Genomic DNA, 17,287 nt, shown 5'->3' with positions numbered 1-17,287 from the left:
CGTGGCACTGTCAATTGCGGTGCGTTCGATTGCCGGGCCGGGCCCGTCCAGTTAGAGATACAACATGCCGCAATTTGTTTCGGTAGAATTCGTGCATGAATGGCGAACCCAAGGAAAGCCCAGTCAGCGGCAGGCGGCGGATCGTGTCGGCGAACGGTGCCAAACTGGCGGTATTCGAATACGGTTTGGCGGCCGGGCCGGGTGTGGACACCGTGGTCATGCTGCACGGTTACCCGGACGACCACCGAATGTGGCGGCCAGTGATCGAACAGCTGGCTGGCGATTTCCACATCGTCGCCTACGACACCCGCAACGCCGGTGAATCCTGGGTGGACACGGCCGGGTTGGCGCCATTCCGGATCCGCTACCTGGTTGATGATTTCTACACCGTGCTCGAGGCGCTGGACGTGCCGAAAGCCCATATCGTGGCCCACGATTGGGGCTCGGTCCAGGCCTGGGCGGTGGTCCGGGACGAGCGTGCCGAGGCTGCCGTGGCCTCGATGCTTTCCGCTTCCGGGCCGGACACCGCGCATTTGAAGCGCTGGTACCGGGACCGGCTGTCCCGGTTCGCCACGGTCCCGCAAGGACTGAACCAATTGCTCAAATCCTGGTACATCTGGATGTTCCAGCTGCCGAAGCTGCCGGAATTGGCGGTGCCGAAAATCATCAGCAGGCTGCCTGCGGACTACGACCGGGGCAACAATGCGGTGCGCGGCATCGCGCTGTACCGGGCCAACGTCGGAATCCGGAACGTGCGGCGGCCGGCCGGCCTGGCACCGGCCGGTGCGGTGCTGCGCAAGCGGACCGAGGTGCCGGTGCTGTTGGCCAACGCGCAACGGGACAAATACGTCTCGCCGGACCTTGCCGAAGGCGTCAGCGCCTGGGCGCCGGCGCTGGAACAGCTCACGGTGCCCGGCGGCCATTGGTGGCCGGCCCAGGATCCGGAAGCCTTCGCCGCCGTGGCCGCGGACTGGATCGGCCGGAACCGCTAGCCCCTCGGGTGGCATAAACTGTCGGTATCCCACCGAACCTGCCGGCTCCAGCGATCTGGGGTTGCGGCTGACTTTCTGGAGATTTTGTGACTTCTGTGCAGTTCGATCTGGTCCCCGTCCGCAGAGCGTTGATCTCGGTCTACGACAAAACCGGAGTCGAAGAGTTGGCGGCGGGTCTGCACCAGGCGGGGGTGGTGATCGTTTCGACCGGGTCCACGGCGGCCCGGATCCAAGCCGCCGGAATCCCGGTGACCGGGGTGGAAGAGGTCACCGGTTCCCCGGAGATGCTCGATGGCCGGGTCAAGACCCTGCACCCGCGGATCCATGCCGGGATCCTTGCGGACCGGCGCTTGCCGGACCATGTCCAGCAACTCACCGACCTGCAGATCGAAGCCTTCGATCTGGTCGTGGTGAACCTCTACCCGTTCGTGGAGACGGTTCGTTCCGGTGCGGAGCGCGACGACGTGGTGGAGCAAATCGATATCGGCGGTCCGTCGATGGTGCGTGCGGCAGCGAAGAACCACGCTTCAGTGGCCGTGGTGGTGGACCCGGCGCGTTATCCGGAGGCGGTCGCGGCGGCCCAGCACGGCGGCTTCAGCTTGGCGCTGCGCCAGCAATTGGCTGCTGCGGCGTTCGCGCACACCGCCGCCTACGACAATGCGGTCGCTTCCTGGACTGCGGCCCAGTTCGGCGACGGCAGCGGTCCGGAGAACCCCTGGCCGCCCTATGCCGGCTTGGCGTTGGAACGTTCCGAGGTGCTGCGTTACGGTGAGAACCCGCATCAAGCCGCGGCGCTCTATGTGGACAAGGCGGCGGCCCCCGGAATCGCCCAGGCCGATCAGTTGCACGGCAAGGCCATGAGCTACAACAATTTCGTCGATGCCGACGCCGCATTGCGTGCGGCCTTCGATTTCGACGAACCCGCGGTGGCGATCATCAAGCACGCGAACCCCTGCGGCATCGCGGTCGCCTCGGCCGGTGCCGAGGACCCGGTGGCGGATGCGCATGCCCGGGCCCACGCCTGCGACCCGATGAGCGCCTACGGTGGCGTGATCGCGGTCAACCGACCGGTGACCGCGGGGCTCGCGGCGAATCTCAAGGGCGTGCTGACCGAGGTCATCATTGCGCCGTCGTTCGAACCCGCGGCGCTGGAGCGGTTGCAGCTGCGCCAGGACATCCGGTTGCTCACGTTGCCCGATGGCTACCACCGGGACCCCACCGAATACCGGCAGGTCTCCGGCGGCATGCTGGTGCAGATGGTGGACACCATCGACGCCGAGGGCGATGACCCGGCGAACTGGGCGCTCGTGGCCGGCGAGCCGGCGGACGAAGCCACGCTGGCTGATTTGGCCTTCGCCTGGCGGGCCATCCGGGCCGCGAAGTCGAATGCGATCCTGCTCGCCCACGACGGTGCCGCGGTCGGCGTCGGGATGGGCCAAGTCAACCGGGTGGACTCCTGCAAATTGGCGGTGGAGCGGGCCAATACCCTGGCCCTGGACGCGGCCGGCAATCCGATCGAGCGCGCCCGCGGCGCGGTGGCCGCATCGGATGCATTCTTCCCGTTCGCGGACGGGTTGCAGATCCTGCTCGACGCCGGAGTGCGCGCCGTGGTGCAGCCGGGCGGGTCGAAGCGCGACGACGAGGTGGTTGCCGCTGCAGCTGCCGCGGGCGTCACGATGTACCTCACCGGAGCCCGGCACTTCTTCCACTGAGGTTCGTTTGGCGGACCCAGGCGTGCCGGCCGGGACGTCCCAGCGGGCGGCACCGCCCGCTGGGACACGCCCGGTTGGCCCCAGTGAGTTTGCTCACTCGGTGGGATACCGCTGCTGCGGATTTAGCGCGGCACAAGCCCGCGTGGCATAGTGGGGGTGGAGAATTCCCTGAAAATATCTGGGGCCCCACCCACCGGCCAGGACCATATTCCTGAAATCCTCGGTCGCGCGTGACGTCTGGCCCCTTAGCACTGAGGAGACCATAGTGTCTGAAGCGTCCAAGATCAAGGTAGTGGGCCCCGTCGTCGAACTCGATGGCGATGAGATGACCCGCATCATCTGGCAGTTCATCAAAGACCGCCTGATCCACCCCTACCTCGACATCGATCTGCGTTACTACGATCTGTCGATCCAGAACCGTGACGCCACGGACGACCAAGTGACCATCGATGCGGCCAACGCGATCAAGGAGCACCACGTCGGCGTCAAGTGCGCCACGATCACCCCGGACGAAGCCCGGGTGGAGGAATTCGGCCTGAAGAAGATGTGGGTCTCGCCCAACGGGACCATCCGCAACATCCTCGGCGGCGTGGTCTTCCGCGAGCCGATCATCATCTCCAACATCCCGCGCCTGGTGCCGGGTTGGAACAAGCCGATCATCATCGGCCGCCATGCCTTCGGCGACCAGTACCGCGCCAGCAACTTCAAGGTCCCCGGCCCGGGCACCCTGACGCTGACCTTCACCCCGTCCGACGGAGGCGAAGAGATCAAGCAGGAAGTCGTCACCTACCCGGAAGCGGGCGGCGTCGCGATGGGCATGTACAACTTCAACGACTCGATCAAGGACTTCGCCCGGGCCAGCTTCGCTTATGGCCTGCAGCGCAACTACCCGGTGTACCTTTCCACCAAGAACACCATCCTGAAGGCCTACGACGGCCAGTTCAAGGACATCTTCCAGGAGATCTTCGACAACGAGTTCAAGGACCAGTTCGAAGCCGCAGGCATCACCTACGAGCACCGTTTGATCGACGACATGGTTGCTTCCGCGATGAAGTGGGAAGGCGGCTACGTCTGGGCCTGCAAGAACTACGACGGCGACGTCCAGTCGGACACCGTGGCGCAGGGCTTCGGTTCGCTCGGCCTGATGACTTCGGTGCTGATGACCCCGGACGGCAAGACCGTCGAAGCCGAGGCCGCGCACGGCACGGTGACCCGGCACTACCGCCAGCACCAGCAGGGCAAGCCCACCTCCACCAACCCGATCGCCTCGATCTTCGCGTGGACCCGTGGCCTGATGCACCGCGGCAAGATCGACAACACCCCCGAGGTGGTCAGCTTCGCCGAGACCCTCGAGGACGTCGTCATCAAGACCGTCGAATCCGGAAAGATGACCAAGGACCTCGCGCTCCTGGTCAGCCCGAATCAGCCGTTCCTGACTACCGAGGACTTCTTGGCGGCTTTGGACGAGAACCTTTCGGCCCGGTTGGCTGGCTGACCCCGGGTTTTGAAATGGCGCCCCCTGGTGGGGCGCCATTTTCGTGTCCGGGATGCGGAACTGGATGACGCCGGATGACAGTTCTGAGCGAACTCCAAGGTTGGATTGCCATGATCGTGGTTCAGCACGGGCGGGTGCTTGTTTTTGACAACCGACGAAAGGGTTAATCGTGGCCATCAACGACCACTTGCCTGCTAAAAATCCCGTGTCGACTCAGATCGGCCTGACCATTCTGCGGGTGTTCCTGGGCGCAATGCTCGTCATCCAGGGCAGCCAGAAGCTGCTCGCCGGCCCGCAGGGCTTCATCGGTTACGTCCAGAGTCTGGGCGCCCCGGTTCCGGAACTCGCCGGATGGTTGGTGATGCTCGGTGAATTCGGTCTGGGCATCGCCTTGATCTTGGGCGTATTCACCAGGGTCGCGGCGGGCCTGGTGGCACTGATGATGTTTCTGATCTGGTTGGCCACCGCGGCCGGCCAACCGTTGTTCACCGAGGCGCCGGGTATCACCGCCGGCTTGCTCTGGTTCTACTTCGCCGCCGCCCTGGCGCTGCTCTTCAGCGGCGGCGGCAGCCTTGCCGTGGAGCGGCTTTTCGGCCGCAAAAAAACGGCTCCGGCGGAACGGATCCCGGATCCACAGCCGACCGTGACGGTGTGATCCGCACCGCATTCCGGACAAGAACGCAACCGCCTGTTTCGCTCCTGGAAACAGGCGGTTGCTTTTTGCCCGGATTGGCTGCACAATCACGTGAGGTAGATCACATTTGGTAACGATTCCGACCTGAATTCGTTATCTGAAATTTCCAGCAAGAGTATGTCCAAAAATAGCCAATTGGCTGTAGTGTTCTGGATCATATTCGGTATAGCGCCGGGACAATCCGCATGCCCGCACATACCGCAGTTGGGAAGGGAAACAATGAAGCGATCCAAGGTCCTCGCAACGTTGGCCATTGTGGCAACGGCTGGGCTTTTTATGAGTTCCTGCGCAAACCAGGCCGCAACATCGGGGGATAGCGGCTCGGCAAGCGGAGGGAAAGTCAACATTCCGTCCATTTCCAAGGTGGATGTTCCGGCCAATGCGGTGCTGCCGAAGGGCGACGGGAAGGCCGTCTGCCCGGCCAACACCACCTTGGCCTACATCGGAGCCGAAACCGGAGCGAATGCCCAACTCGGCATCAACATCTACAACGGCATCCAGCTGGCGATCGACCAGCACAACGCGAACAACCCCGGCTGCCAGGTGAAGTTCAGCAAGTACGACACCGAAGGTTCGCCGGACAAAGCCAACGGCCCGGTCACCCAGGTGACCAATCAGCCCGATGTGCTCGGCGTCGTCGGCCTGCCGTTCTCCGGCGAGTCGAAGGCCACCGGAAACATTTTCGAGCAGGCCGGTTTGGTGCACATCACGCCCTCGGCAACGGCGCCGGTGCTGACCACCAACGGCTGGACCACCTTCTTCCGCGGTTTGGGCAATGACTCGGTGCAGGGCCCGGCCGCAGCGAAATTCCTCACCGGAAAGCTCGAGGCCAAGAAGATCTTCGTCGTGCAGGACGATTCCGAGTACGGGATCGGCCTGGGCACCGCGATGTCCAGTGCCCTGAGCAAAGACAATCTGGTCGGCACCGAGAAGGTGACCACCGCGCAGAAGGACTTCTCCGCGGTGATTTCCAAGATCCAGAATGCCAAGGCAGATGCAGTGTTCTACGCCGGTTACTACGCGGAGGGCGCGCCCTTCGACCAGCAGCTGGTGAACAAAGGCTGGGAAGGCGTCTTCCTGGGGCCGGACGGTTCCAAGGACGATCAGTTCATCAAGCAGGCCGGTGAAGCGTCCTCGAATGCCTACTTCACCTGCGCTTGCATCCCCGGCGAACTGATTCCGGATTTCGCGACCGAATACAAGAAGATCTCCAACGGGGTGGAACCCGGAACCTACTCGATCGAGGGTTATGACGCCGCCACGGTGCTGCTGGCCGGCATCGATGCCGGCAAACAGACCCGGGCCGACTTGCTCGCCTGGGTGAAGTCCTACGACAAGAGCGGGTTGAGCAAACCGTACAAATGGGACGCCAAGGGGGAGTTGGCGACGCCTACCGTGTACGGATACAAGGTCGAAAACGGCAAGATCGTGCCAGTAGGCCCGATCAGCTGAGTATGGCAGGCACCGGTGTTGCGGGGCTGCCATGCGGCGGCCCCGCAACACTGGCCTGGATCCGTTCGGACTGAATCTTTCACTCGGCATCGTCAGGACCACACTCAATGCTCGCAACCTTCATCCACGCTGTTCCGCAACTTGTCCCTACTGACGGCGAATGGATTACCTTCGACGTCAATTCATTGGCGCAGAATTTCTGGAGCGTCACCTTCGACGGCCTCACCTTCGGGGCCATTTACGCACTCGTCGCCCTGGGCTACACCCTGGTTTACGGTGTACTCAACCTGATCAACTTCGCCCATTCGGAAGTCTTCATCGTCGGTTGTTACGGCGTCGTCTTCACGCTCACTGCGCTGGGCTTCGGCCCCTCCGCACCGCGGCTGGACATCTGGTCGATCATGCTCAATCTGGTCTTGGCCATGGTGGTGGCGATGATCCTCTCCGCGGTGACGGCGTTCGTGATCGAACGCCTCGCCTACCGGCCGTTGCGTCGGAAGAATGCGCCGCGCCTGGTCTTCCTGATCACCGCGATCGGCGCTTCGTACACCATCCAGTACCTGATCTTCCTCTGGCGCGGGGCCAACCCGGAGCCGGCGGTAATCATGTTCAAGCCGACCCCGGTTTTCGAAATCTTCGGCTCGATCATCGACTCGCAGCAGATCGTGATCGTGGTGGCCGCGTTCATCATGATGGTCATCGTGGACCAATTCATCCGCCGTTCGCGCACCGGCCGGGGCATCCGGGCGGTGGCCCAAGATCCGGACACCGCGACCCTGATGGGGGTCAACAAAGACCGGATCATCGTCACGACCTTCGTCATCGGCGGAGTCCTGGCCGGTGCAGCAGCACTCTTCTACGTCATGAAGGTGCCCTCCGGTGTGGTCTACAGCGGCGGCTTCGTGCTGGGCATCAAAGCCTTCGCGGCCGCAGTGCTCGGCGGCATCGGAAACGTCCGCGGCGCATTGCTCGGCGGTTTGCTGCTGGGCTTGATCGGCAACTACGGACAAATCCTGCTCGGGAATTCGCAATGGACCGACGTCGTCGCCTTCGTGGTGCTGGTGCTCGTGCTGCTGATCCGGCCGCAAGGAATTCTGGGCCAGTCCCTGGGAAGGAGCAAAGCATGACCTCGACTATCAGTGGATCTGCGCAGCAGAACAAGAAGCAAAAACGGGGTCTGTTCGGCGGACTGGGCGAACGCTGGCGCGGGTTGCCCCGGCCGGTGCAATGGCTCTGGTTGCTGATCGTGGTCGGATTGGCCTACGCCCTTCCAGTGCTCAACCCGCCGATCATCACCACGGAGCCCGGCAACAACTTCGCCCTGGCCTGTTTCGCGATGGCGGTTTTCGCCTTGGCAGCGGTCGGTTTGAACATCGTGGTCGGCTATGCGGGCCTGCTCGACCTGGGCTATGTCGCCTTCTTCGCGGTGGGCGCCTACACCACCGCGATGCTCACCAGCCCGGATTCGCCGTTCGTGAAGATCCCCTACTTGTGGACCATTCCGGTAGCGATGGCGGTGACCATGTTCTTCGGCGTGGTCCTGGGTGTGCCGACCTTGCGGTTGCGCGGCGACTATCTCGCCATCGTGACCCTCGGCTTCGGCGAAATCATTCGGATCCTGGCCACCATCATCCCCGCGATGAAAGGCCAGGTCGGCTTCCAGAACATCGGACGCCCGCCCGGCGACGGGCCGGACGGCGTGCCGATCTTCAACAACTCCAATGGAGTGCCTTGGTATTGGCTCACCCTCACCGTGATCATCGTGGTGCTGCTGCTGGTCGGCAACTTGGAGCGCAGCCGGGTGGGCCGGGCCTGGGTCTCGATCCGCGAGGATGAAGACGCGGCGGAGATCATGGGGGTGCCGACCTTCAAGTACAAAGTCTGGGCTTTCGCCATGGGCGCGGCCGTGGGCGGCATGTCCGGTGCGCTCTTCGCCGGGGCCACCGGATTCGTGAACAACCAGAAGTTCGACGTGCAGACCTCGGTGCTGTTCCTTGCCGCAGTGGTGCTCGGCGGGGCCGGAAACAAGGTGGGTGCGATCATCGGCGGTGCGATCGTGGCCTATGTGCCGCTGCGCTTCACCGCGATCGCGGATTACAAGTATTTGATCTTCGGGCTCGCCCTGGTGCTGCTGATGATCTTCCGCACGCACGGGTTGCTGGCCGCGCGGCAGCAGTTGCTGGCGTACAGCCGGCGGGCTTACCACCGGCTCCGGAAAAAGCCCGACGACGTCGGCAGCTCCGAATCCGGTGGATCGCCCAATGACGGAGTCCAGATCAAGGGGGCACAAGCATGAGCCACGTCGGCGGAAGCGATGCGCTCGCCGAGGAAATCGCGGAGAAGGTGGCGCCGGACCGCGAGATCGGCGTCGCAATCGGCGATGATTTGGTCCAGGTGCAGAATCTGACGGTCAAATTCGGCGGTCTGGTGGCGCTCGACGATGTTTCGTTCACGATCAAACGCGGCGAGATCCTGGGCTTGATCGGTCCCAACGGGGCCGGCAAGACCACCTGCTTCAATGCCATGACCGGAGTCTACAAACCGAGTTCGGGGAAGGTGCTGCTCGAGGGGCATTCCATCGGAGGGCGCCGCAAGCACAAGATCACCCAGCTCGGGCTGGCCCGGACCTTCCAGAACATCAGGCTCTTCAGCGAAATGACCGCTTTGGAGAACGTCGTGGTGGGCTTGGACGCCAGGCACCGGACCAGCGTGCTCGGCGCTTTGCTCCGATTGCCCCGGCATGTCCGGGAGGAGAAGAGTTCGATCGACCGGGGCATGGCTTTGCTCGAGTTCGTCGGGATCGCCGAATTCGCCGGCACCCTGGCGAAGAACCTGCCGTATGGCCATCAGCGCCGATTGGAGATCGCACGGGCGCTGGCCACGGATCCCAAAGTGCTCTGTCTGGACGAACCCGCCGCCGGCTTCAACCCGGCGGAAAAAGAAGAGCTGATGACGCTGATCCGGGCGATCCGCGACGACGGCTACACGGTCTTGCTGATCGAGCACGACATGCGTTTGGTCATGGGGGTCACTGACCGGATCGTGGTGCTGGAGTTCGGCAAGAAGATCGCGGACGGTCCACCGCATGAAATTCGGGAAGATCCGAAAGTCATTGCCGCATATCTGGGGGAGCCCGAAGATGACCTTGCTTGAGTTGAACGACGTTTCAGTCTTCTACGGCCGGATCCAGGCGATCCACAATATGTCCTTCAGCGTGGAACAGGGCGAAATCGTGTCCTTGATCGGGGCCAATGGCGCCGGGAAAACCACGACCATGAAGACCATCTCCGGGTTGCTCAATCCGAGTTCCGGTTCGATCACCTTCGAGGGTGCGGACATCACCAAGATGAAGGCGCACATCCGAGTGGTCCAGGGCATTTCGCAGGCACCGGAAGGCCGGGGGATTTTCCCCGGCATGACGGTGGCCGAGAATCTGGACATGGGCGCCTTCGGACGCGCCGACAAAACTGGGATGGATGCTGATCTGGATCGGGTTTTCGACCTGTTCCCGCGGCTCAAGGAACGGCAAAAGCAACTCGGCGGCACGATGTCCGGTGGCGAGCAGCAAATGCTCGCGATCGGCCGGGCGCTGATGTCGAACCCGAAGCTGCTGCTCTTGGACGAACCGTCAATGGGCCTGGCCCCGCAGTTCATCCGGCAGATCTTTTCGATCATCAGCGAAATCAACAAGCAGGGCACCACGGTGCTTTTGGTGGAGCAGAACGCGAATCAGGCGCTGGCCCGGGCGGACCGGGCCTTCGTCCTGGAAACCGGGGCGATCACCCAGCGCGGCACCGGCAAGGAACTGCTGGCGAATCCGGCCATCAAAGAAGCCTATTTGGGGGTGGCCTGAGTGCCGGAACACACAGCACGGCGGGACGAAGACGGTGCGACCGCTCGCGGCGCAGTGCGCACCCGGAAGCCACGGCGACTGATGCTGGCCGGCGGGTCCGCAGCGCTGATCTCAACACTGCTGTTTGCCGCGCCGCCGGCCGGAGCGGCAATCCGACCGGCGGTCGCGGTGCAGGGGCAGGAACAGATCGCCTTTTTCGGCTCGGTGGAAGAGTGCCGCGCCAAGGAGGCGTATTTCCGGGAAAACCTGGCGATCATCGTGCGCAAATGCGGTTGGGCCGGCGAAAGCATGCCGGTTTCGCAACGCTGGTACTTCACCTACCGGTTGACCTGAGTCTTCGCCGTGGGCCCGGTGCCGTGCTCAGAGTTCGAGCGCGACGCCGGGCATCGGCAGGACCAAGCGTGCCGCAATGCCGGCGGACTCGAAGCTCGCCTCAAGTTCGGCATGTCCTTCGCTGAAATGCGCCCAGCCTTCGCTGTGCACCGGAACCACGACGGCGTCGGGCATCAACCGTGCGGCTTCGGCGGCTTGTTCCGCGGTCAAGGTGAGCGGCGCGCCGTCGAACAGTTCGGTGCGGGCTGCCCCGGTGAACAACACCGCCACGGCGATATCCGGGAAACCCGCCGCCACGGCTTCGACGATCTTCAATGAGGCGTTGTCGCCGGATACATAGACGGTGGGCGCACCTGCCGCCTCCAGCACGAAGCCGACCACTTCGCCGACTTCGGCTTCCACGGTGGCGTTGTCGATCTCTTCCGGCCCGTGCAACGCCGGTACCGCGGTGACCAGGGTTCCGTTGACCTCGGCTGATTCCCAGGGGTGCAGCCCGAGCACCCCGCTGATCCGGGATGCCGCTCCCGGAGTACTCAGCACTTGGCCGGCCCGGGCCAAGGCCAAACGTCCGAACTCGTCCAGATTGTCCGGGTGCTCATCATGCGAAAGCAGGATCGCATCCAGTTCCGGAAGGCCGGGCAGCGGCAACGCCGGGCCGGAAAGCTTGCGCAGCACCTCGTTCGGACCGATCGGGTATTCCCCGGGCGGATCGAAGGTCGGATCGGTCAGGAAAACCGTCCCCCGGTAGTCGATCAGTGCGGTCGGCCCGCCGATCAAGGTCAGTGCGATACCAGTCATTTCTTCCCCCTAGAATTGAGTCCGCTCAGTCTAGGTCGTTCGGATACCGGACGCCTAACTGCTCACGGACCTGGTCCAAGAACCGCATGATGTCCAGCGAGTCCTGCCACGGCATGGTGGGGCTCTGCTGTTTTCCGGCTTGGATGCAGCGGGTCACTTCGCGGAGTTCGTAAACATAACCGCGCCCCGGCCAGGTGAACTCCTCAGTGCGTTCGACGTCCCAGCCGGACCCGTTCCAGCCGGCCCGGATCTTCAGGGCCGAGGGATTGTTCATGGAGCCCTCGGTTTCCATGAAGCCCTCGGTGCCGGCAATGCTGGCGGTGCGCGGCCCTTGGGCCACGAAGGAACTCATCAATTGCGCGAGCGCGCCGTCCGGGTAGCCCAAGGTGATGGCATTCTGTTCGTCCACGCCCCATTCGGTGATTGACCCGGTGGCCTGGACCCGCTCCGGTGCGCCGAGCATCCCCCAGGCCCAGAGCAAGGGGTAGACGGTCAGATCCAGCAACGCTCCGCCACCGGCCTCCGGGGCCCAGATCCGCGAACTGAGATCCCGGGGCGCCGGAAAGCCCAAGTCCGCACGGACCCATCGGATGCTGCCCAGTTCGCCTGCGGCGACGATTTCCAGGGCGCGCTGCACGCCCGGCACGAACCTGGACCACAGCGCTTCCATGAAGAACACGCCCTGGGTTCCGGCGAGCCGGACCAGCGCTTCGGCCTCCCGGGCGTTGATGGTCAGGGCTTTCTCGCAGAGCACATGTTTGCCTGCGCGCAGGGCTGCTTCGGCGACCTCGAAATGTTGCCCGTGCGGCGTCCCGATGTACACCACGTCGACCTCGGGGTCTTGGCACATCCGTTGGTAGCCGGGCACGCCGTCCTGGTCGGGATAGCTGGTCCGGAAGCCGAATTCTTCCGCGAAGGCCGCGGCCTTGCCGGCATCCCGCGAGGAAACCGCTTGCAGTTCCGCATCGGCGAGCAACGCCAAGTCGCCGGTGACCGAGTGGGCGATGCTCCCGGTGGAGACCACGCCCCATCGCAGGGCCTTGCCGGTCGCGGTCAGCGGGTCGGGGGTTCCGTCCGCGTACCAGTCGGGCCGGAGGATGTGGGTTTGTTGTTTCGCCATGGACACATTGTTTCATTGTCGGTTCTGTAACAGCCGTGGATTAACTCTTGCTACTTGCGTACTCAGTATGCAATGGTTGCTGGCAGCATACAACTCCGAAAGCAGAGGATTCCGATGAGGATAATGCGCAGGATCGTCTTTCCAGTGGTTTGGATCGCAGTTTTCGCCGTGATCGCGGTGGCTTTGGTGAAGATCGCGTTTTTGGACGGGCTCAAACCGGGTACGGTGGTGGGCGCTCCGGCCGCGAACATCGAGCCGGTGAGCTACTCGGTGGCGAAGGGAAACATCGACAATGTGGTCGAAATCAAGGGCATGGTCCGCTCCGATCCGGCGATACCGGTGCTTTCCAACGCGATCGGCGAGGTGGTGAAAATCTTCGTCGATGCCAAAGCCACGTTGGCCGAAGGCGATCCGTTGTTCCAGGTCAAAACCGAGGTCAAGCAAGCGCCGAACTCCGATCCGCAGGCTCCGCCGAGCAAGCCGGTCTACAAATACAGCAATGTGCTGGCTCCGGCAGGAGGGACGCTGGAGAACTTCCAGGTACTGCTCGAACAACAGGTGTCGATCGGCCAGAATGTCGGCAGCATCGGGCAGCAGTCGCTCTCGATCGAGGGATCGCTGGACAGCGCGCAGCAGTTCCGGCTGCTCAACAAGCCGACTACCTCGACCGCCACGGTCAATAATGGCCCGGCCCCGTTCGAGTGCCCCAATGTGGTCATTTCCGCGGCTGATCTCGGCTCGAAGCCGGGCACCGGTTCCAGCGGCGGTGCCGGGAATGGCGGCATGGCGGTGCCGGCGGCCTCTGGCGCCGGACCGGGCTCCGGCCAGGGCGGAGCCGGCAGCGGGACCGGCGACGACGCCGCACTCTCCGGCAAAGTGACCTGCAAGGTGCCGGCCGGGACTCCGGTTTTCGCCGGCTTGGGCGCCAAGCTCTCCCTCGTGGCCGGCAGTGCCAAGGACGTGGTCGTGGTTCCGCTGACCGCGGTCAAAGGGACTTTTCAAAGCGGTCTCGTGTGGTTGCAGGGCGAGCAGGGCCCGCAGGAGCGAAAAGTCACGCTGGGGCTCAACGACGGGAAAATGGTCGAGGTGACGGCCGGCCTCGCGGTAGGCGACGGCATTCTGCGCTACGTCCCCGGGGCGGCAGCGGATCGGAATGCGGGCTGTCCGCCCGGGGCGGTGTGTTCCGGCGGTCCTGGCTCTGCGGCTTCGGAGAACGTCGGTGGCTAGCGCGATGGAGCAACAGCAGGTGCTGATCGAACTCGAAGACGTCACGCGCACCGTGTTGCTGCCCAATGACGAACCGCTGCACATCCTGCGCGGCATCGACTTGACCTTGCGCAAGGGTGATCACACGGCAATCGTCGGCCGCTCCGGTTCGGGGAAATCCACGCTGCTGAATCTGCTCGGACTACTCGATCTGCCCACCGGAGGCACGGTCCGGTTCCTGGGCCGGGACGCCCGCAGGCTCAATGACCGCGCCAGGGCGAAACAGCGCGGAGCTTCGGTGGGTTTCGTTTTCCAGCAGTTCAACCTGCTGCCCGGACGGAGTGCCTTGGACAACGTCATGATGCCGCTGCTGTATGCGAACCCGGAAAAGTTCTGGCGACGGCGCAGGCTTGCTGCGGAGATGCTGGACCAAGTCGGTTTGGCCGACCGGATGGACACGGTGCCGAACCTGCTCTCCGGCGGTGAGCAGCAGCGGGTGGCGATCGCCCGGGCCTTGGTGCGCCGTCCGCAGCTGATCCTGGCGGATGAGCCCACCGGGGCCTTGGACGTGGAGACCGGGCAGAGCGTGATGCGGCTCTTGGACGCGGTGGCTGCGGAGACCGGTGCGGCCCTGGTCACGATCACCCATGATCTGAACGTCGCGCGGTTGGCCCGGAACCACTACCGCTTGGACAGCGGAGTATTGACCGAAGACCCATCGCTCGCCGACTCGATCCAGGAGGCGCTGGTATGACCGGCTTCATAGCGGCACTGGTCGAAGCCTGGGGTGAGTTCAAAGTACAGAAAATGCGGGTGCTGCTTTCCCTGATCGGCGTCGCCATATCGGTGGCCGCGTTGGCCTCGGTGGTCGGCGTCGGAGATTTGGTGCGGACCTCCATGGAACAGAAGCAAGAGGTCTACGGCGGCCGCACTGCCACGATCAGCGCATATCTCTCCTCCGGGGCCGGCACGCCGATGCCCGGAGCGCGCGAAGCCTTCCGCGAGTTGGCCACCCGCTACGGTCTGCAGTACACCAGTTCGAAAGAGGAGGGCGCCGGCGAATTCCAATTCCCCGACGGCGTGCGGCGGACCATGATGACCCGGATCGATCCGGCCTACGGGGTGATCCATCGGACCAAACTGGTCAAAGGATCGTGGTTCGCAGCCGACGACGCGCAGCGGCTGACCCCGGCGCTCGTGGTCAACGAGGCGTTCTACAAAGCGATGGGCCGGCCGGATCTGAACACCCAGCCGGAGATCAAGCTCCTCGGCACGACTGAAAAGACCACAGTGCTGATCGGGGTGGTGCCGGATGAATTCCAGCCGGCACAGCCCCAGGCTTTCGTGGTGTCCGACGTCGCGCTCGAACCGAGCCCCTACGGTGGCAGACTGAACTTCGAGGTCTGGGTGCAACCGGATCAAGCCGACACGGTGATGCAAGCGTTGCAATCAGACTTGTCCGCGGTATTTCCGAAGGCGAGCGTCGACGCACGCCGAGCGGATTTCGGGGCCCGGGGCGACCCGTTCGCCCCGATTCAATGGGGGATATCCGGCATCGCCGGTTTGGTGATGTTCCTGGGCATCCTCAGCCTGCTGAACATCACCTTGGTGACCATCCGCTACCGGGTCCGCGAAATCGGCATCCGGCGCAGCTTCGGCGCCACCGGCAGCCGGGTGTTCTTCGGCGTGCTGATGGAATCGATCGTGGCGACCACGATTGCCGGAATCGTGGGGGTGATGGGCGCCATCATCCTGGTGAAAAACCCGTGGCTGGAATCGGCGATCGGCCAAGGAATGACCGAGTTCCCGCCGTTCCCGATCAGCGCCGCGCTGATCGGCCTCGGTGCGGCGATCCTGGCCGGAGCGATCGCCGGTGCGGTGCCGGCGCTGATCGCGGTCCGGGTCAAGGTGATCGACGCGATCCGATTCTGAGCCGCGGACGGCGGTGCGTTTCGCATTCCCGGCCCGGTAGGCCAGCATTGAGCTATGGCGGATCAACTCACCGGCGATGCCGGGCAACAACCGGACGGTCCACAGGACATCCCGTACGCATTGCGGATCGCGGCGGACTGGGCCTGGCGGCTCGGGCTGGTCGTGATCGTTGCCGGTGGGCTGATCTGGCTGCTGAGCTTCGTCAGCTTCCTGGTCATCCCGATCATGGTCGCGGCGCTGCTAGCCGGGTTGTTGCTGCCGGTGGTGCGTTGGCTCACCGCGCACAAGGTGCCCCGTGGTCTGGCCGTGGCGATCGCGGAACTGGGCTTGATCGTCGTCGTGGTCGCCGCACTCGCCTTGGTGGGCCGGCAGATTTACACCGGTTTCCAAGACTTGTGGAGCGAAGCGCTGCAAGGCGTGCAGAAAATCCAACAATGGCTTTCCGACGGACCGCTGCACCTGACCACCGATCAGATTGACGGATACCTCAAACAGGCCGGGCAATCGCTGGAGAACAACAGCAGCAGCATTCTCAACGGAGCGTTGTCGTTCGGCAGCACGGCCGGGCACTTCGGCGCCGGTCTGATCCTGGCTCTGTTCATCCTGATCTTCTTCCTGCTCGAGGGCGAACGGATCTGGATGTTTTTGGTCGGACTGTTGCCGCGCCGGGCGCGTGCTGCTGGAAATGGCGCCGGGCGCCGGGGCTGGCGCTCCATGGTCAGCTACGTCCGGGTCCAGGTTTTCGTGGCCTTCGTGGACGCCGTGGGCATCGGGGTCGGCGCGGCGATCATCCAAGTACCCCTGGCCTTGCCGCTCGGCGTCCTGGTTTTCCTCGGCTCGTTCATCCCGATTCTGGGCGCCTTGGTGACCGGCGGCGTGGCGGTGCTGCTGGCGCTGGTTGCCAACGGCCCGATCAATGCGCTGATCATGTTGATCATCGTCTTGGTGGTGCAGCAGGCGGAGAGCCACATCCTGCAACCGTTGGTCATGGGCAAAGCGGTCTCGCTGCACCCGGTCGCGGTGATCCTCGCCGTGGCTGCCGGTTCGTTCCTGGCCGGCATCCCGGGGGCCCTGTTCGCGGTTCCGTTGTTGGCCGTGACCAATGCCGCGGTCCGCTACATCGCGTCCCGCGGCTGGGAATCGGACCCAGCGGTCAACCCGCCGCCGGCCTCCGCAGCACCGGATGAACCCGCGGACGAGTCACCCGGTACTGCAGAGGCTGCAGGGGCTTAGTCCCGGCAGTTTCCGCTTGGCTCAGGTGGAGAGGCAGTTGAAGGTTTCGATCCAACCGTCGTTCCAGACGAATTTCGCGACCGCGTTGCCGAGCACTTCTGATTTCGTGAACACGGTCAGCATGCCGTTCTCGTCTTGACCCGAGCAATCCACGTACTCGTCCGATTTCGCGCCGTTCTTGACGTTGATCAATTCCCAGTTGTTCGCGTCGAAGACCTTCATCGCACCCACACAGGTGTAGGGGTCTTTCCCGTTCCAATCTTGGTCCTGACCGGAATTGTCGGTGCAAACGTAATTGTAGGGTTTGACCGGATCGGCAGAGTTGGCCTGGGCGGGGGTGGCCAGGCTGGTCAGCGCGAAGAGGGATAGAAGCACGATCAAAAGCGTGTTGCGGATCTTTTTCTTGCTTGACATTGTTGCTCCTGGTTTAGGGCCTCGGGAAGAGCTCCACGATCTGGCCGTCCCCG

17 protein-coding genes are annotated in these 17,287 nt (G+C 63.7%); 14 read left to right on the top strand and 3 right to left on the bottom strand.

Annotation, left to right across the window (positions count from 1 at the left end):
- Positions 1-95 precede the first annotated feature (95 nt).
- The 10 genes from JOE69_RS06995 to JOE69_RS06950 all read left to right on the top strand — a co-directional run bounded on the left by JOE69_RS06995 (position 96) and on the right by JOE69_RS06950 (position 10,531).
- Complete coding sequence (locus JOE69_RS06995) at positions 96-992, top strand: alpha/beta fold hydrolase (protein ID WP_309797263.1); 897 nt, start codon at positions 96-98, stop codon at positions 990-992.
- 95 nt (positions 993-1,087) lie between these two features.
- A complete protein-coding gene (purH, locus tag JOE69_RS06990) occupies positions 1,088-2,704 on the top strand; it encodes a bifunctional phosphoribosylaminoimidazolecarboxamide formyltransferase/IMP cyclohydrolase (protein WP_374709742.1) in 1,617 nt (538 codons plus the stop codon).
- Positions 2,705-2,969: 265 nt separating this feature from the next.
- Entirely contained in the window at positions 2,970-4,199 is a 1,230-nt protein-coding gene (locus tag JOE69_RS06985) for an NADP-dependent isocitrate dehydrogenase (RefSeq protein ID WP_309797260.1), read from the top strand.
- A 205-nt stretch (positions 4,200-4,404) separates the two neighbouring features.
- The gene (locus JOE69_RS06980) at positions 4,405-4,854 is read left to right on the top strand and encodes a DoxX family protein (RefSeq protein WP_309797258.1); all 450 of its coding nucleotides are present in this window, start codon (positions 4,405-4,407) and stop codon (positions 4,852-4,854) included.
- Between the two features lie 402 nt (positions 4,855-5,256).
- Entirely contained in the window at positions 5,257-6,345 is a 1,089-nt protein-coding gene (locus tag JOE69_RS06975) for a branched-chain amino acid ABC transporter substrate-binding protein (protein ID WP_309797256.1), read from the top strand.
- 107 nt (positions 6,346-6,452) lie between these two features.
- The gene (locus JOE69_RS06970; RefSeq protein ID WP_296363797.1) at positions 6,453-7,472 is read left to right on the top strand and encodes a branched-chain amino acid ABC transporter permease; all 1,020 of its coding nucleotides are present in this window, start codon (positions 6,453-6,455) and stop codon (positions 7,470-7,472) included.
- On the top strand, positions 7,469-8,641 hold the full coding sequence (locus JOE69_RS06965) for a branched-chain amino acid ABC transporter permease (protein ID WP_296363798.1): 1,173 nt from the start codon (positions 7,469-7,471) through the stop codon (positions 8,639-8,641). The genes JOE69_RS06970 and JOE69_RS06965 overlap by 4 nt, the downstream gene beginning before the upstream one ends.
- Complete coding sequence (locus JOE69_RS06960) at positions 8,638-9,498, top strand: ABC transporter ATP-binding protein (protein ID WP_296363799.1); 861 nt, start codon at positions 8,638-8,640, stop codon at positions 9,496-9,498. The genes JOE69_RS06965 and JOE69_RS06960 overlap by 4 nt, the downstream gene beginning before the upstream one ends.
- Positions 9,485-10,198: an ABC transporter ATP-binding protein gene (locus JOE69_RS06955; RefSeq protein ID WP_296363800.1), complete on the top strand. Its 714-nt coding sequence runs from the start codon at positions 9,485-9,487 to the stop codon at positions 10,196-10,198. The genes JOE69_RS06960 and JOE69_RS06955 overlap by 14 nt, the downstream gene beginning before the upstream one ends.
- Complete coding sequence (locus JOE69_RS06950) at positions 10,199-10,531, top strand: hypothetical protein (protein ID WP_309797252.1); 333 nt, start codon at positions 10,199-10,201, stop codon at positions 10,529-10,531.
- A gap of 27 nt (positions 10,532-10,558) precedes the next feature.
- On the opposite strand, the gene JOE69_RS06945 is transcribed toward JOE69_RS06950, so the two are convergent.
- Together JOE69_RS06945 and JOE69_RS06940 are read right to left on the bottom strand one after the other, a co-directional pair.
- Positions 10,559-11,329 (bottom strand): MBL fold metallo-hydrolase, encoded by a 771-nt coding sequence (locus tag JOE69_RS06945; RefSeq protein WP_309797249.1) that lies wholly within the window; start codon positions 11,327-11,329, stop codon positions 10,559-10,561.
- Positions 11,330-11,354: 25 nt separating this feature from the next.
- Positions 11,355-12,449: a Gfo/Idh/MocA family protein gene (locus JOE69_RS06940; protein WP_309797247.1), complete on the bottom strand. Its 1,095-nt coding sequence runs from the start codon at positions 12,447-12,449 to the stop codon at positions 11,355-11,357.
- A 144-nt stretch (positions 12,450-12,593) separates the two neighbouring features.
- Here JOE69_RS06940 and JOE69_RS06935 point away from each other — a divergent pair, with 144 nt between their 5' ends.
- From JOE69_RS06935 to JOE69_RS06920, 4 genes are read left to right on the top strand one after another with little or no spacing between them, the layout of a single operon-like run.
- Positions 12,594-13,676, top strand: coding sequence for a permuted SH3 domain-containing protein (locus JOE69_RS06935; RefSeq protein WP_309797245.1), 1,083 nt, complete (start codon positions 12,594-12,596; stop codon positions 13,674-13,676).
- A 4-nt stretch (positions 13,677-13,680) separates the two neighbouring features.
- Positions 13,681-14,409, top strand: coding sequence for an ABC transporter ATP-binding protein (locus tag JOE69_RS06930; RefSeq protein WP_309797243.1), 729 nt, complete (start codon positions 13,681-13,683; stop codon positions 14,407-14,409).
- The gene (locus JOE69_RS06925; RefSeq protein ID WP_309797241.1) at positions 14,406-15,587 is read left to right on the top strand and encodes an ABC transporter permease; all 1,182 of its coding nucleotides are present in this window, start codon (positions 14,406-14,408) and stop codon (positions 15,585-15,587) included. Before JOE69_RS06930 ends, JOE69_RS06925 begins: the two co-directional genes overlap by 4 nt.
- Positions 15,588-15,641: 54 nt before the next feature.
- Positions 15,642-16,820 carry an AI-2E family transporter gene (locus tag JOE69_RS06920; RefSeq protein ID WP_296363807.1) on the top strand — a complete coding sequence of 393 codons (1,179 nt, stop codon included), beginning with the start codon at positions 15,642-15,644 and terminating at the stop codon, positions 16,818-16,820.
- Positions 16,821-16,841: 21 nt separating this feature from the next.
- Here JOE69_RS06920 and JOE69_RS06915 read toward each other — a convergent pair whose 3' ends face one another.
- On the bottom strand, positions 16,842-17,234 hold the full coding sequence (locus tag JOE69_RS06915; RefSeq protein WP_296363808.1) for a hypothetical protein: 393 nt from the start codon (positions 17,232-17,234) through the stop codon (positions 16,842-16,844).
- Between the last annotated feature and the right edge of the window lie 53 nt (positions 17,235-17,287).

The sequence above is a fragment of the Arthrobacter russicus genome (assembly GCF_031454135.1).
GTDB lineage: Bacteria > Actinomycetota > Actinomycetes > Actinomycetales > Micrococcaceae > Renibacterium > Renibacterium russicum.
The sequence above is the reverse complement of the archived record's forward strand: the minus strand, read 5'-3'. Positions and strand labels throughout refer to the sequence as shown.